General features: G+C 71.8%; 14 protein-coding genes, 1 tRNA gene and 1 pseudogene. 8 read left to right on the top strand and 8 right to left on the bottom strand.

Annotation, left to right across the window (positions count from 1 at the left end; genetic code table 11):
* Nucleotides 1–324: 324 nt before the first annotated feature.
* A complete protein-coding gene (gene topA, locus HF577_RS01935) occupies nt 325–3,060 on the top strand; it encodes a type I DNA topoisomerase (protein WP_169394038.1) in 2,736 nt (911 codons plus the stop codon).
* Nucleotides 3,061–3,112: 52 nt separating this feature from the next.
* Here topA and HF577_RS01930 read toward each other — a convergent pair whose 3' ends face one another.
* The gene (locus HF577_RS01930; RefSeq protein ID WP_169393949.1) at nt 3,113–3,583 is read right to left on the bottom strand and encodes a GatB/YqeY domain-containing protein; all 471 of its coding nucleotides are present in this window, start codon (nt 3,581–3,583) and stop codon (nt 3,113–3,115) included.
* A gap of 108 nt (nt 3,584–3,691) precedes the next feature.
* Here HF577_RS01930 and HF577_RS01925 point away from each other — a divergent pair, with 108 nt between their 5' ends.
* Entirely contained in the window at nt 3,692–4,633 is a 942-nt protein-coding gene (locus tag HF577_RS01925) for a metallophosphoesterase (protein ID WP_312858889.1), read from the top strand.
* A 24-nt stretch (nt 4,634–4,657) separates the two neighbouring features.
* Nucleotides 4,658–4,731, top strand: a tRNA-Pro gene (locus tag HF577_RS01920).
* Nucleotides 4,732–4,829: 98 nt separating this feature from the next.
* On the opposite strand, the pseudogene HF577_RS01915 reads toward HF577_RS01920, so the two are convergent.
* Nucleotides 4,830–5,795 (bottom strand): annotated as a pseudogene (locus HF577_RS01915) (ketopantoate reductase family protein).
* Nucleotides 5,796–5,885: 90 nt separating this feature from the next.
* Here HF577_RS01915 and HF577_RS01910 point away from each other — a divergent pair.
* On the top strand, nt 5,886–6,464 hold the full coding sequence (locus HF577_RS01910) for a TetR/AcrR family transcriptional regulator (RefSeq protein WP_169393947.1): 579 nt from the start codon (nt 5,886–5,888) through the stop codon (nt 6,462–6,464).
* 180 nt (nt 6,465–6,644) lie between these two features.
* Here the strand turns inward: HF577_RS01910 and HF577_RS01905 are convergent, their stop codons facing one another.
* A complete protein-coding gene (locus HF577_RS01905; RefSeq protein ID WP_169393946.1) occupies nt 6,645–7,385 on the bottom strand; it encodes a DUF899 family protein in 741 nt (246 codons plus the stop codon).
* Between the two features lie 235 nt (nt 7,386–7,620).
* On the opposite strand from HF577_RS01905, the gene HF577_RS01900 reads away from it, so the two are divergent.
* On the top strand, nt 7,621–8,256 hold the full coding sequence (locus HF577_RS01900) for an MSMEG_1061 family FMN-dependent PPOX-type flavoprotein (RefSeq protein WP_211173661.1): 636 nt from the start codon (nt 7,621–7,623) through the stop codon (nt 8,254–8,256).
* 28 nt (nt 8,257–8,284) lie between these two features.
* Here HF577_RS01900 and map read toward each other — a convergent pair whose 3' ends face one another.
* Complete coding sequence (gene map / locus HF577_RS01895; RefSeq protein WP_169393945.1) at nt 8,285–9,064, bottom strand: type I methionyl aminopeptidase; 780 nt, start codon at nt 9,062–9,064, stop codon at nt 8,285–8,287.
* A gap of 269 nt (nt 9,065–9,333) precedes the next feature.
* On the opposite strand from map, the gene HF577_RS01890 reads away from it, so the two are divergent.
* Nucleotides 9,334–9,819: a YkgB family protein gene (locus HF577_RS01890; protein WP_169393944.1), complete on the top strand. Its 486-nt coding sequence runs from the start codon at nt 9,334–9,336 to the stop codon at nt 9,817–9,819.
* Between the two features lie 360 nt (nt 9,820–10,179).
* Nucleotides 10,180–11,217: a COX15/CtaA family protein gene (locus HF577_RS01885; RefSeq protein WP_312858888.1), complete on the top strand. Its 1,038-nt coding sequence runs from the start codon at nt 10,180–10,182 to the stop codon at nt 11,215–11,217.
* Here HF577_RS01885 and HF577_RS40060 read toward each other — a convergent pair.
* Nucleotides 11,103–11,363 carry an antibiotic biosynthesis monooxygenase family protein gene (locus tag HF577_RS40060; RefSeq protein ID WP_211173670.1) on the bottom strand — a complete coding sequence of 87 codons (261 nt, stop codon included), beginning with the start codon at nt 11,361–11,363 and terminating at the stop codon, nt 11,103–11,105. The two genes, HF577_RS01885 and HF577_RS40060, sit on opposite strands and share 115 nt — an antisense overlap.
* A 136-nt stretch (nt 11,364–11,499) precedes the next feature.
* On the opposite strand from HF577_RS40060, the gene HF577_RS01875 reads away from it, so the two are divergent.
* Nucleotides 11,500–12,423 (top strand): cation diffusion facilitator family transporter, encoded by a 924-nt coding sequence (locus tag HF577_RS01875; protein WP_169393943.1) that lies wholly within the window; start codon nt 11,500–11,502, stop codon nt 12,421–12,423.
* 4 nt (nt 12,424–12,427) lie between these two features.
* Here the strand turns inward: HF577_RS01875 and HF577_RS01870 are convergent, their stop codons facing one another.
* From HF577_RS01870 to HF577_RS01860, 3 genes are read right to left on the bottom strand one after another with little or no spacing between them, the layout of a single operon-like run.
* Nucleotides 12,428–12,757 carry a YnfA family protein gene (locus HF577_RS01870; protein ID WP_169393942.1) on the bottom strand — a complete coding sequence of 110 codons (330 nt, stop codon included), beginning with the start codon at nt 12,755–12,757 and terminating at the stop codon, nt 12,428–12,430.
* Nucleotides 12,758–12,761: 4 nt separating this feature from the next.
* Nucleotides 12,762–13,985, bottom strand: a complete 1,224-nt coding sequence (locus HF577_RS01865) for a hypothetical protein (RefSeq protein ID WP_169393941.1) — start codon at nt 13,983–13,985, stop codon at nt 12,762–12,764.
* Nucleotides 13,986–14,891, bottom strand: a complete 906-nt coding sequence (locus tag HF577_RS01860; protein ID WP_169393940.1) for a hypothetical protein — start codon at nt 14,889–14,891, stop codon at nt 13,986–13,988.
* Nucleotides 14,892–15,031: the final 140 nt, after the last annotated feature.

The raw sequence follows: 15,031 nt of genomic DNA, 5'->3' as shown, positions 1-15,031 counted from the left end.
CGCGGCGCAGGCTCGCACAGTGTCGAGCGCACTACGCCGCGTGGTGTGCGGTGTGACGAGCGCGACACGGTAGGTGGGTGGGTGAACATGAGGTTCCGGTACGTGCCGGAACCCGGGACCCGCATACTCGGTGTCCGGGCACCCCGCGCATCCGGCGCGGTGGCCCTGCAGAACGGCCGGTGCGCGGCGCCGACGCGGCCGTAGACGATGGAGTAGGACCAGGTGGCAACCGGAACGACGAGTGCGAAGCCCGCAGCCCAGAAGGGAACGGGCAGCCGGAAGGCGGCCGCGAAGGCCGACCCGGGCCGACCCAACCGCACAGCCGTGGTCGCCAACGGGCGACCGCCGCGCCGGCTGGTCATCGTCGAGTCCGGGACGAAGGCGAAGAAGATCCAGCAGTACCTCGGCAACGACTACATCGTCGAGGCGTCCGTCGGGCACATCCGTGACCTGCCGCGCGGCGCCGCCGACGTGCCCGCCAAGTACAAGGGCGAGTCGTGGGCCCGCCTCGGGGTCGACGTCGACAACCAGTTCGCGCCCCTCTACATCATCACGCCGGAGAAGAAGAGCAAGGTCGCCGAGCTCAAGGACGCCCTGAAGTCCGTCGACGAGCTGCTGCTCGCCACGGACCACGACCGCGAGGGCGAGGCGATCGCCTGGCACCTGCTCGAGACGCTCAAGCCCAAGGTCCCGGTCCGGCGGATGGTCTTCCACGAGATCACCGAGTCGGCCATCAGGGCGGCCGTCGAGAACCTGCGCGACCTCGACCACGACCTGGTCGACGCGCAGGAGACCAGGCGCATCCTCGACCGGCTCTACGGCTACGAGGTCTCCCCCGTGCTGTGGAAGAAGGTCATGCCGAAGCTGTCGGCCGGCCGGGTGCAGTCGGTGGCCACGCGGATCATCGTCCAGCGCGAGCGCGAGCGCATGGCGTTCGTCTCGGCGTCGTACTGGGACATCGCCGCGCAGCTCGACGCCGGGGCCGAGGCGAGCCCGAGGCAGTTCCCCGCGCGTCTGGTGGCCATCGACGGCACGCGGGTTGCCACGGGCCGCGACTTCGGCCCGGACGGCAGGCTCAAGAGCGCTGCCGGGAGCAAGGAGACGGCCCGGCCCCTCGACGAGGCGGGCGCCCGGCGGCTGGCCGAGGCGCTGCAGGGCCGCGACCTGGCCGTCGAGTCGGTCGAGTCGAAGCCCTACACCCGCAAGCCGTACCCGCCGTTCATGACGTCCACGCTGCAGCAGGAGGCCGGCCGGAAGCTGCGCTTCTCCGCCGACCGCACGATGCGCAGCGCACAGCGGCTCTACGAGAACGGCTACATCACCTACCTGCGCACCGACTCCACCACCCTGTCGGAGTCGGCGATCCAGGCCGCCCGCTCGCAGGCCCGTGAGCTCTACGGCGACGCCTACGTGCCGGCCCAGCCGCGGCAGTACACGCGCAAGGTGAAGAACGCGCAGGAGGCCCACGAGGCGATCCGGCCGGCAGGCGACACCTTCCGCACCCCCGGCGAGATCGCCCGCGAGGTCGACGGCGACGACTTCCGGCTCTACGAGCTGATCTGGCAGCGCACCGTCGCGTCGCAGATGGCCGACGCGCGGGGCACCACCGTCAGCGTGCGCATCGGCGGCACCGCGGCCACCGGCGAGGCGGTCACGTTCGCCGCGTCGGGACGCACGATCACCTTCCCCGGGTTCCTCAAGGCCTACGTCGAGACCGTCGACGACCAGGCCGGCGGCGAGGCCGACGACGCCGAGTCGCGGCTCCCCGAGCTCACGCAGGGCCAGGCCCTGACCGCCGCCCGGCTCACCCCGGAGGGCCACTCCACCAACCCGCCGTCGCGGTTCACCGAGCCCAGCCTCATCAAGACGCTGGAGGACCTCGGGATCGGCCGCCCGTCCACCTACGCGTCGATCATCAAGACGATCCAGGACCGCGGGTACGTCTGGAAGAAGGGTCAGGCGCTCGTCCCGTCGTGGATCGCGTTCGCCGTGGTCGGGCTGCTCGAGCACCACTTCGGCCGGCTGGTCGACTACGACTTCACCGCCGCGATGGAGGACGAGCTCGACTCGATCGCCGCAGGCACGCAGGGCCGCACCGACTGGCTCTCCGGCTTCTACTTCGGGGCCGACCAGGGCAGTGCGGGGTCGGTGGCACGGTCGGGCGGGCTCAAGAAGCTCGTGGGCGTCAACCTCGAGGAGATCGACGCCCGGGAGATCAACTCCGTCCCGGTGTTCGACGACGTCGTGGTGCGCGTCGGCCGCTACGGCCCGTACCTGGAGCGTGTCCGCGACGGGCAGTCGCAGCGCGCGAACCTGCCCGACGACCTGCCGCCCGACGAGCTCACCCCGGAGGTCGCCGAGCAGCTGTTCTCGGTGCCGCAGGAGGGCCGCTCGCTGGGCGTCGACCCGATGACGGGCCACGAGATCGTCGCGAAGGAGGGCCGCTACGGGCCCTACGTCACGGAGATCCTCCCGGAGCCCGCCGAGCCGGAGACGCCCACGAACGGGACGAAGAAGAAGGTGGCGGCCAAGCCAAAGCCGCGCACCGGGTCGCTCTTCAAGGGCATGTCCACCGAGAGCGTCACGCTCGAGGAGGCGCTGCGCCTGCTCTCGCTGCCGCGGCTGGTCGGCACCGACCCGGAGAGCGGCGAGGAGATCACCGCGCAGAACGGGCGCTACGGCCCGTACCTGAAGAAGGGCACCGACTCGCGGTCGCTCTCCGACGAGGAGCAGCTGTTCACCGTCACCCTCGACGAGGCGCTGGAGATCTACAAGCAGCCCAAGCAGCGGGGGCGGCGCACGGCGGCGGCCACGCCGGCGCTGCGCGAGCTGGGTGCCGACGCGGCCACCGGCAAGCCGATGGTGATCAAGGACGGGCGGTTCGGCCCGTACGTCACCGACGGCGAGACCAACGCGTCGCTGCGCAAGGGCGACACCGTCGAGCAGATCAGCGACGAGCGCGCGTCGGAGCTGCTGGCCGAACGCCGGGCCCGCGGTCCGGCACCGAAGAAGACTCCGGCGAAGCGGACGACCACGCGGAAGAAGGCGCCCGCCAAGTGACGGGCGCGGCCGCGGGCACCCCAGCGGGGCCCGCGGCCGTGCACGGGCCCTCTCAGCCGACGAGCAGGGCCTTCACGGCGGCGGCCACCCGGCCGCCGTCGGCCCGACCCGCAGCCGCCGCGGTGGCCTTCTTCATGACCTGTCCCATCTGACGCGGGCCGGGCTGCTCTCCCAGCTCGGCGGTGGTCTCGTCCACCGCGGTGCGCGCTATCACGGCGAGCTCGTCGTCGGAGAGCTGCGTCGGGAGGTACCGGGCCAGCACCTCACCCTCGGCGCGCTCCTGGGCGGCCAGCTCCTCGCGGCCGGCGGCGGCGAAGGCCTCGGCCGACTCGGCACGCTTCTTGGCCTCCCTGGTGATCACCTTGATGACCTCGGCGTCGTCGAGCTCGCGGGCCTGCGTGCCGGCGACCTCGGCGTTGCCGATGGCCGTCAGCGTCATCCGCAGGGTGGCTTTCACCAGCTCGTCGCGAGCCTTCATGGCGGCGGTCAGATCGGTCCGCAGCTGCTCCTTCAAGGTGCTCACCGCGGTGACGCTAATGCATGTCCGCGTCGCGGCGCCGCGACGCCGCACGGCGCGGGGGCCGGCACGTGGGGATACCGGATGCGCGGGCTCTCGCCGTACCCTGACCGGGTGAACAGCTGGGGCCGGCTCGCGCTCGGCGCGACCACAACGGGAGCGGCCGCGGTCGCCTACGCGGCGGGTATCGAGCGCCGGAGGTGGACGCTGCGGGAGGCGACGCTGCCGGTGCTGGCCGAGGGCTCACGCCCCCTGCGCGTCCTGCACGTGTCCGACCTGCACCTCACGCCGCGCCAGCAGAGCAAGCAGCGCTGGGTCGCCGCGCTGGCGGCCCTCGAGCCCGATCTCGTCGTGAACACCGGCGACAACCTGGCCCATCCCCGGGCCGTCCCCGCGGTGGTCGCCGCCCTCGGTCCGCTGCTGCAGTACCCCGGGCTGTTCGTCTTCGGCAGCAACGACTACTTCGGGCCCACGCCGAAGAACCCCGCGCGCTACCTGGTGAAGAGCAAGCGCCGCTCGCACGGCGACCCGCTGCCGTGGCGCGACCTCCGCGCCGCGATGCTGGAGCACGGCTGGTCCGATGCCACCCACACGCAGGTGACGCTCACGGTCTCCGGCGTCACCGTCGCCGTGGCCGGCGTCGACGACCCCCACCTCGGCCTGGACCGCTACGAGCGCATCGCCGGGCGCCGGGCGCGTCACGTCGGCCTGCGGCTGGGGCTGACCCACTCGCCGGAGCCCCGGGTCCTCGACCGGTTCGCCGCGGACGGGTACGACCTGGTGCTGGCCGGTCACACCCACGGCGGCCAGCTGCGGGTGCCGGGCGTGGGCGCGCTCGTCACCAACTGCGGCCTGGACCGCTCCCGGGCCCGCGGCTCCTCGCGCTGGGGCGCCCACACCTGGCTGCACGTCTCCGCGGGCCTGGGCACCTCGCCGTTCGCCCCCGTGCGGTTCGCCTGCCCGCCGGAGGCCAGCCTCCTCACGCTCGTGCCCCGCGCGTCGGTGGTTCCGTCCGCACCGGCCACCCGCGCGTCGGCCGCCGTGGACGTCAGCTAGAGTTGGTCACGGCTCACGGGCCATCGGGGTGTGGCGCAGCTTGGTAGCGCGCTTCGTTCGGGACGAAGAGGTCGCAGGTTCAAATCCTGTCACCCCGACAACAGAACGGCCCTGGTCAGAGGCTCTGTCGAGAGCTTCCGGCCAGGGCCGTTCTGCATGTTCGGGCCCGCACTCCGCGCATTCCCTTGCGGTGAATTCAGACTCGACCCGTCCCCTCACGGGCAAAGTTCGGTTCCGCCGCTTCCAGTCGTGGTACCGCAATGCCCAGCCGTCGTGCTTCCGCGAGGGTGTCTCGGCAGACCTCACGCGGCTCCTCGGCGTCGGGGTCGGAGTGCGCCTCGAAATTCACGCGCAGCGGCGTGACATGAGCGGTCAGCCAGGCGAGCACGGGGGCCATCAGCCAGGTGGGCACCCGGAACAGCAGCACACCGCCCCGGTGACGTCGCAGGTCAATGCCGCGCGCCTTGAGGAGCGGCAGCAGCTCGCGGCCAGTCAGCAGCGCCTCGCGCAGGTCACCCGTTGCCCCGGCCAGCTTGGACAGGGAACCCAGCCGCAGGCCCTGCGAGAACAGGCCGGCATCCGACACGAAATGGACCCACAGTCAGCCGCGGAAGTCAGGCTGCTCTTTGATCCGGAGCCCGGCCTCGCGAAACGCCTGGCGCACGGCCTGTTCCCGGTCGGTCGGGGGCTGGCCGAGGGTGCCGAAGATGACCGACGGCAGCAGCCCCCCACGGAGCACGCCGTTCGCGCCGAAACCGCCGCCGGCCTGGGGAAAGCCGAAGGCGATCCGGTCGAGCGGGAGTGTGCCGATCGCGGCCAGCGGCTCGGTCCAGATGTTGCCGAAGACCAGCACCGTGGCCTGGCCGACACGCGGGGACAGGAAGGCCGCCGCTTCCGGGAGGTGGTGGTGCGGCACGCTGAGCACGATCAGGTCGAAGTCGTGGTCCGGCTCCAGCGCCTCGCGGTAGCGCACCGGCCACTTCTCGACGACGCGCTGCCCCCACACCCGGCGCCGCGTATCGAGCAGGTCGAGGTCCACTGCGTCTCCGTACGTCGCCGCGCGGCCCGGCCGGACGTAGAACTCGACGTCATGTCCCGCCTGTTGCAGGACCCAGCCGTAGATGGTGGCGATCACGCCCCGGCCGAACATCAGGATCTTCACGCTGCACCTCTAGGGGTACGATCGAACTGGAGGCAATCTCCACTTTCTAAAATATGGAGGTCGTCTCCATTTGTCAATGCGAGGGAGCGCATGACCGCCGACAAGCCGCTGCGGGCCGACGCCCGGCGCAAGCGTGAGGCCCTGCTCGCCACGGCCCGGGAGGTCTTCGACGCCGGAGGCTTCTTCGACCTGCGCTTCGATGACTTCGCTCGCCTGGCCGGAGTGGGCACAGGCACGCTGTACCGCCACTTCCCCACCCGGGAGGCACTGGCCGAGGCGGTCTACCACGGGGAAGTCGCCGCGCTGTGCGACCGCGCCCGCCAGCTACAGGCCACGTTGCCCGCGGCGGAGGCGTTGGCGACCTTCCTCCGCGGCATGGTCGACCACATGGACGCCCACGAGGGCCTGGCCCGGACGCTGTCCACCCTCATGGCCGATCGCTCGGGTGCCCTCGCCGAGGGCAGCCGGGCGCTGGAGCAGGCTGTCACCGACCTGGTGGCCGCCGCCCTACAGGAGGGCGCCGTTCGCGACGACATGGACGCCGGTGCCGTGATGATGGCGCTGCACGGCATCGGCGCGGCCCATGACCGTCCCAACTGGCGAGCCGAGGCCGACGACGTCATCACCCTCGTGCTGGACGGACTGCGCCGACCGCACTCGGACGGATAGCTCGCGCGATTCGCCAGCCGACCTCCGCCGCTAGCGTCTCCTGATCTGTCGAGAGCTTCCGGCCAGGGCCGTTCTGCATGTTCGGGCCCGCACTCCCGAGCATTCCGGGAACCACAGCCCGCCCCGTCCGGTGCCGCGCAACCTGATGGACCGACGACCCTCGGTCGCCTCGGCTGATCCTCAGGTCAGCTCGTCGGACCGGCCGGCTTCGATGCGGGACCACTGGGCGATGGGGCGTCCGTTCGTACGCCAGACCTCGGGATTCTCGGCGTCACCCCAGGGCTGGGGCCAGCCGCCGGGGGAGTCCTCCCACGCCTCCTGGCGTCCGTAGACGGTCATGTCCAGCAGCCCGTGGGTGGGGGCCATGACCTCGACGCCGCGACCGCCGGTGTAGTACGTCTCGAACACCCGCTCGCCGTCGCGGGCGTAGCAGACGAGGTGGTGGCGCTGCCAGTCGCGACCCTCCAGGAGTTGCGCCGCCGTCTTCTCGACCGAGTACCACGGCATGTCCAAGCCCAAGAAGTCCCGGTAGCGGACGCTTTCCTCGTACGGACCCTTACTGAGCGTGGCGTACGTGGCGTCGCGGGAGTGGATGTAGGACAGCTCGCGGACCTGGCTGTTGAAGAACGTGCAGCCCTCGCATTGCTCCGCGGCGGGCCGACCGGGCCACCAGGCGTGGAAGTACGCGATGAGCTGCTTCCGGCCTTCGAAGACGTCGAGGATCGTGATCGGTCCGTCAGGACCGATCACCTCGATGGTGGCGTCGACCTCCACCATCGGCAGCCGTCGCCGCGCCGCCGCGATCGCATCCCCTTCGCGGGTGTGCGCCTTCTCCCGTGCGAACAGTGCTTCCCGCGCCTCCTGCCAGGTCTTTCTGTCGACCAACGGCGGGAGGGCCGAGCTGGGTGCTTGCTCGTTCATGATCGCCTCCGTGGGATCTCCGGATGGCGGTGTGCCGCGCCCCCGTCGACCTCCCCCTGGGGCTGCGCACGCATCCGGGTTCAGGACGAAGAGGTCGCAGGTTCACATATTGCCATCCCGACACAGGTCAGGGGCCCTGTCCGAGCTCATCGGACGGGGCCTTTGCGCAGGCGGAGCCCTCGTCACAGGGAGCGGGATCCGGGGGATCCGACACGTACGGTCGCTGGCGTGAGGGTTGACGACGCCACCACCATCCGCACGATCGAGCAGCTCGACGCCCTGTACGGCGAGCCGATCGCCGCCGCGGTCACCATGGAGCTGGACCACGTCTCGGAGCACTACCGGGCCTACGTGGAGGCCTCTCCATTCGTCGTGCTGGCGACGTCGGGGCCCGAGGGGCTCGACTGCTCGCCCCCGGGGCGACCCCCCTGGCTTCGTCCGGGTGGCGGACCCGAAGACCCTGCTCATCCCGGACCGCCGGGGCAACAACCGGGTCGACTCGCTGCGCAACATCGTGCGCGACCCGCGCGTCGCACTGGTGTTCCTCATCCCGGGCATCGGCACGTTGCTGCGGGTCAACGGCCGTGCCGTGCTCAGCACCGACCCCGACCCCGCACTGCGGGAGAGCTTCGCCATGGGCGAGCGGCGGGACAAGCTCCCGGCCAGCGTGATCGTCGTGACGGTCGACGCCGCCTACATCCAGTGCCCCAAGGCCCTGATGCGCTCCAAGCTCTGGAACAGCGCCACCCAGATCCCCAGCTCGGCCGTACCCTCGATGGGCGAGATGCTCGAAGCGATCACCAACGGCGCCGTCGACTGCCAGGCCTTCGACGCGGCCGCGCCGAAGCGCCTCGAGGAGACGATGTACTGACCCCGTCGAGCCCGGCCGCCGAGCCGGGCTACGGGTGCTCCGACTCGCGCCGGGTGAGCACCAGAGGGGCGTCCTCCGTGATGGCCACCGTGTGCTCGGAATGGGCCGTACGCGAGCCGTCGGCCGACCGGATCGTCCAGCCGTCGGCGTCGTAGACGATCCGGTCGGTGGTACGGGCGAACCAGGGTTCGAGCGCGAAGGTCAGGCCCGGCCGGAGCGGGAAGCCGCGCCCCGCCCGGCCCTTGTTCGGAACGTGGAGGTCCTCGTGCATGGTGCGGCCGATGCCGTGACCACCGAACTCGCTGTTGACCGGATAGCCGTGGTCGCGCGCCACCGTCCAGATCGCCGCCGAGATGTCACCCAGGCGGTTGCCCGGACGCGCCACCTCGATCGCCGCCTCCAACGCCTCCTCGGTGGCGCGGATGATCCGCAGGTCCTCCTCGGCGGCGGTCCCGACGACGACCGTGCGCGCCGAGTCGGCCACCCAGCCGTCGATGCCGACCGCAAGGTCCGCGCTGAGCACGTCGCCGTCGCGCAGCGTGTAGTCGTGCGGCAGGCCGTGCAGGACGGCGTCGTTCACCGAGAGGCAGATGACGTTGCGGAACGGGCCCTTCCCGAAGGACGGCTCGTAGTCCCAGTAGCACGACTCGGCCCCGCGCCGTTCGATCATGCCGCGCGCGTGCTGCTCCAGGTCCAGCAGGTTGACGCCCACGTCGGCGAGCCTGCCGACCTCGGTGAGCACCTCGGCGACGAACCGCCCGGCCACGTGCATGCGTTCGATCTCCGCAGGCGTCTTCAGTTCGATCACGAGTACCTCACGTCACCAGCACCGGTATAGTTATACCGAACATAGCAGGGGTCGGTATAGAAATACCAGCCCGCCCGTGCCGCTGCGGGCAGGGCATCGCCGACAGGCATCGCGGACAGGGCATCGCCGACGGTGCGGGTGCCCGGTCTGGCACTCGGAGAGAAACTCCCGTCGGCGCGTTAGGTTCCGGTAGGAATTCGAGAAATTATCCGGCTGCGGGACAAGCTGAGGATTTCGAGATGATCGGCAGACCCGCGAAAGGAACCGAGATGACCACCACGCTCTCCGCCCCGACCACCGACCAGCGCATTACCGTTATCGGATCCACGATCCTCCGCTACGGACTCGCTCTGGTGATCGCCTGGATCGGTGCTCTGAAATTCGCCTCCTACGAAGCCACGGCGATCATGCCGCTGATCGCCAACAGCCCGTATCAGAGCTGGCTCTACGACATCTTCGGTGTTCAGACGCTGGCCGCGGTGATCGGAACCGTCGAGATCGTCGCTGCGGTGCTGATCGCGCTGCGCCCGTGGCTGCCGCGGGCCTCCGCGGTCGGCAGCGCAGTGGCGATGGTGTTGTTCCTCAGCACCTTGAGCTACCTGTTCACCACTCCGGGAATCGGCGAAGCCGCCGGCGGTGGATTTCCCGCACTCTCCATGACCGGCCAGTTCCTCATCAAGGACCTGGTTCTGCTCGGCGCCTCCGTGTGGACTCTGGGCGAGTCCCTGGCGGCCCGCCGCCGCACCGTCCGATAATCGATTGAATCGGATTCGACGAGTCCGGCACACCGCGTTAACCAGCACCGCCCAGAATCGCCACCCCCGCCCGGCGCCCCTCGGAGGCGCCGGGCGTCGCGTGCTCACCCCCCGGGGCCCCACGCGTCCTCGCAGAGCCGCCGTGCTCCTCGCAGGGCCCACAGCACCTGCGACGAACACACCCGGTCTGCGAGGACACCGAACCACCCGCGAGTCGCCCGGTTCACGGGCGCGAGTCTGCGCGCCCGAGTCACCCGACCGGCGCACGCACCGCCGTGTCGGACCACCACCGACCCCGCCCGTCGCCGGCGTTGCTCTACATGCTGTAGTAGCAGCCCGTTGACGAGCCGGGAGGCCATCGTGACCAGCGACGACGCAGGGGCGCCGTCCGGCGCGGAAGCAGCGCTGCGGCGATTCGCGGTCGTCAACGTGGTTGCGCACGTGGTGATCACCGTGACCGGGGCATTCGTCCGGGTGACGGGTTCCGGTCTCGGCTGCCCGACGTGGCCGCAGTGCGACCCGGGGAGCCTGGTGCCGACGCCCCGGGAGGACATCGCGCCGGTCATCCAGTGGATCGAGTTCGGCAACCGGCTGCTCGGGACGGTCGTGCTCCTGATCTCGGTCGGCTGCCTCGTTGCGGCGTGGCGGCTCCGGCCGCGGCGCCGGCGGGTGGTGACCCTCGCCGCGATCATGCCGGCCGGGGCGGTGCTGCAGGGCGTCATCGGTGGTTTCACCGTCCTCAACCAGCTGGCCTGGTGGAACGTGATGCTGCACTTCCTGCCGTCGATGCTGCTGATCTGGTTCGCCGTCCAGCTCGTCGTCGCGGTCTTCCTTCCTGACGACCCCCAGCGGGTCGCGCTGTCACCACCCGGCCGCGCGGTCGCCACGGCAGGAGTCGTGACGCTGGGGCTGCTCCTGACGGCCGGCACGCTGGTGACCGCTGCCGGCCCGCACGCCGGCGACCCGGCCACCCCCCGGCTGGACCTCCCGGTCCAGGCGCTGGCCGGCCTGCACAGCGTTCTCCTGGTGCTCTACCTCGTCCTCCTGGCGGCGCTCGGCGTGGTACTTCGGCTCAGCTCCGCCCCGCCCCGTGCGCGCAGGCGGTTCGTCCTGCTGGTTGCCGTCGTCGCGGCCCAGGGGGCGCTCGGGAGCGTGCAGTACGCCGTCGGTGTGCCGGAGGTTCTCGTCCTGTTGCACGTGCTCGGCGCCGCGGCCGTGGTCGCGGCGGCATCGCTGCTGTGGGCGTCGCTCGCCGTACCGGTCGGCCCGGACGCCGACGGCGGTCAGACCGACAGCGGGACCTCGGCCACGTGGTCCGTCCGCGGGGCGCCGGCCAGGAACGGGCCGATGAGCTCCCGCCAGCGCACGAACTTCTCCGACTCGCGGAAAGCGGTGTGAGCCTCCAGGCTCTCCCACTCCGCCATCAGCACGAATTGCCCGGTCGTCTCGACGCTGCGGCCGAGACGGGCGCTGTGGAAGCCGGGAACATCGGCGACCGGACCGTTGCCTTCGAACCGCGGACGTGAAGTCGTCCCCCCTTCCAGGGAGCACGGCGAAGTCGGCGATCTCGAGCACCATGATCACCGCCATGGCACCGGGCCGTGCCTGCGCCCGGCGTGACGACCGCAACTCCCTCCGTCACCGGTTGCACTCATGCATAGTTCCGCATATGTTGTGGTCATGGGGGCGGGTCACGGTCACGGGACCGAAGCAGCGGCGGGCGGAAGCGCGTCCGGGCGGTACGTGAAGCGACTGACCATCTCGCTCGGTGTGCTCGCGGCGTTCCTGGTGCTCGAGGTCCTCGTCGGGCTCGCGACGGGCTCGCTGGCACTGCTGTCGGACGCCGGCCACATGTTCACCGACGTGCTCGGCGTCGCGATGGCCCTCGCCGCCATCGCCGCGGGCCGTCAGGGCAGCCGCACCGACCGCAGGACCTTCGGGCTCTACCGCACCGAGGTCCTCGCCGCGCTCGCCAACGCCGTGCTGCTCTTCGGGGTGGCCGGTTGGGTGCTCATCGAGGCCGTGCAGCGCTTCGCCCACCCGCCGGAGGTGCCCGGCCTGCCGCTGATGCTCACCGCCGCGGCCGGGCTCGGCGCCAACCTCGTCGTGTTCGCGATGCTGCGCAAGGGCGCCCAGGAGAGCCTCAACATCCGCGGCGCCTATCTCGAGGTGCTCGCCGACACGCTCGGTTCGGTCGGGGTTCTGCTCGCCGGTGCGGTGACGCTCCTGTTCGGGTGGCGCTACGCCGACCCCATCGTCGCCATCGGGATCGGGCTGTTCGTGCTGCCGCGCACCTGGTCGCTGGCCCGTCAGGCCGTCCGGATCCTCGTGCAGGCCGCGCCCGCCCACGTCGACGTGGCGGCCATCCGGTCCGAGCTCGCGTCGCTCGATGGCGTGCAGGACGTGCATGACGTCCACGTCTGGACGCTCACCTCCGGGATGGAGGTCGGCTCCGCCCACCTCACCGTGGACGCCGCCTGCGATCCCGCGGTCGTGCTCACCCAGGCCCAGGAGCTTCTCGCCGAGGGCCACCACCTCGCGCACTTCACCCTGCAGGTGGAGCCGCCGGGAGCCCGCACGGGCTGCACCGAGCTCGCCTGGTGACCCGTCAGCGCGGCACGTACATGATCACGGCGACCCCGACGAGGCACAGCGCAGCACCGATGTAGTCGAGGCGGTCGGGGCGGAAGCCGTCAACGAGCATCCCCCACGCCAGCGAGCCGGCCACGAAGATCCCGCCGTAGGCGGCGAGGATCCGTCCGAAGTGCGGATCCGGCTGCAGCGTGGCGACGAACCCGTAGGCCCCCAGCGCCAACACACCGGCCCCGATCCACAGCAGCCCGCGGTGTTCCCGCACGCCCTGCCACACCAGCCATGCGCCGCCGATCTCGGCCACGGCGGCCAGCACGAACAGCAGGATCGATCGCACCACCGTCATGGGGTCAGGAGAGCACGAGCAGGAACAACCCGGCCATCGTGTAGGCCACCATCAGCAGCACCAGCGGCACCTGGTCGGCGAGCCGCCGGTGTTCGGGCAGCAGCGCCACGCTGCGGTCGTGCGCCGCGACGACGGCCACGACGTGCCCGACGAGCACGGCGGCGATCTGCACACCTGCCACGACCCCCGGCGCGGGCACGGCGGTGACGGCACCGAGCTGCGCGCCGCCCAGCTGCGCGAGCCCACGCGGCCCCTCCACCAGCAGCAACGTCAGGTAATGGGCGATCGTGTAACCCGCCGCGATCGGCACGAGGGTGGTCACCAGCGGGCCGGCCAGCGGGCCGGTCGCGGCGCGGTAGAGCCCGGCGACCAGCAGGACCAACCCGATGAGCACGAGCGTGTCGAGCACCGCCGGCAGGCCCAGCGCCTGCCACCCCACCCAGCCACTCAGGCCGTCGAACACGGTGGAGCCCCACCACACCGCGACGAAGCCGACGAGCCCCGGCGCCACGGGGACGGCCGCCAGGCCACGGAACGGGTTGCGCAGCCCGATCCGGCCGTCGGCCAGCCTGCCGATCGGCGCCAGCGCGCCGGTCAGGGCCGAGTAGGTCTCGAACGCGTCGGCCTGGTCGAACCAGCGCTCACCGAACCGCAGGGCGGCCACCGTGTGCAGGACGGCGTACCCGAGCAGGAACGCCGCCACGACGTCCGGCCGGTCCCGGCCGGGCGCGACCAGCTCCAGCCACACGAACACGAGCAGCCCGAGCGCAGCGGGCCAGTAGCCCAGCCGGCCGGACAACGCTGCCGTCCCGTTCGCGGGGCGGCGCAGGGCCGCAGCGGCGAGGCGGTGCAGCAGCCGCAGCGGGTTGAGCACCCGCCACACCGGCCCGAACACCAGCGACGCCGGAACGAGCCCCACCCAGAGCAGCACGTAGAGGGCCCGGGGCGCCGGGTTGGCGTCCGGATCCTGTGGGCCGGCGAACCCGTAGCCGACGATCGCGGTCGCAACCGCCAGCGTCGCCGCCTGGAGCACGCGCCGCAGCCAGGGCGAGTCCAGTGCGGCGGGCAGCGGCCGTCCGGTCACCGGGCCGGTGAACCGCGGGTGCTTCCACAGCAACGCCACCGCCAGGAACGACACCAGCACGACGACGCCACCGGTCTGCAGGACGAGCTCGCCGTCGAGCGGCAGTCCCTCCACTCCCCCGATGCCGTGCGCGAGCACCACCATCTACGCCGCCGGGACCGGCCCGCGCCGCAGCAGCGCCATCCCCGCGACGACGACGCCGAGCCCGCCGCCGAGGGTCAGCGCCACGAGCGCGCGGTCGAGATCCGCGCCCCAGTCGAACGGAACCACGGCGTCGACGAGGGTGAAGGCGTCCACCGGCGTGATGACGATCGCGAACAGGCCGCCCGCGGCGACGCACAACAGCGGGCCGGCGCTGTGGCCGCGGACCGTCAGCCACGCCCCCACGACGCCGAGCGGCCAGCCGAGCAGCGCGTAGCCGGCCGCGCTGAGCAGCATCAACGGGTACGGCTGGTCCTCGGGAACCCCGGCTGAACCGAACACGTGCAGCAGGTGGGCACCGATCACCACGACCGTCGCCGCGGCGAGCACCACCCGTCCCCATCGCCGGCCCGCCCCGAGCACCCCCGCCACGGCGGGGACGGCCAGCGCGGCAACGGCGAGCCCGATCCACAGCGCGGTCGCGGGAGGCGGGGGCCAGAACTGCTCGCCGCGTACCGCCACGGTGGTGCCGCCCACCCGCAGCGGAACGGTCCAGGCCGAGCGGTCGCCCTCCGGCCGCCGCTGGGCCGCCGCGGCGGTCACCCGGGGATCGCTCCAGTAGGCCGCGCCGCCCGGGGCGACGACCGGCAGCGCGGCGGGCGGGGAACCGGGCAGGGGTTCGACGACGACCACCTCGCCCGTGCCGTTCTCCACCAGCAGCCGGGCGCCGAACTCGACGGCGCGCACCTGGAGCCCCGGCACCGGCGGTTCGATCGCGACCACCCGGGCCTCGCTGGTGGCCGACGACAGGCCCCCCGCGTGGGCATCGGCAGGCGTCGCGCCCCCGGGCAGCAGCAGGGCCGTCATCGTGACGAGAAGGAGCAACCGAACGATCCAGACCCCCGCCACAGGATCACCCTACGAGCCCGCGCCTCCTGGCCCGCGGGTCCCCAGCACCCCGACGCACCGGATTCGGGAGGCCCGCCGGTCCGGGCGACTCGCGGGGCGGATGCGGGCGACTCGCGGGGAGGAATCGGGCGACTCGCGGG

The organism is Pseudonocardia xinjiangensis, from assembly GCF_012911925.1.
GTDB lineage: Bacteria > Actinomycetota > Actinomycetes > Mycobacteriales > Pseudonocardiaceae > Pseudonocardia > Pseudonocardia xinjiangensis.
The sequence above is the reverse complement of the archived record's forward strand: the minus strand, read 5'-3'. Positions and strand labels throughout refer to the sequence as shown.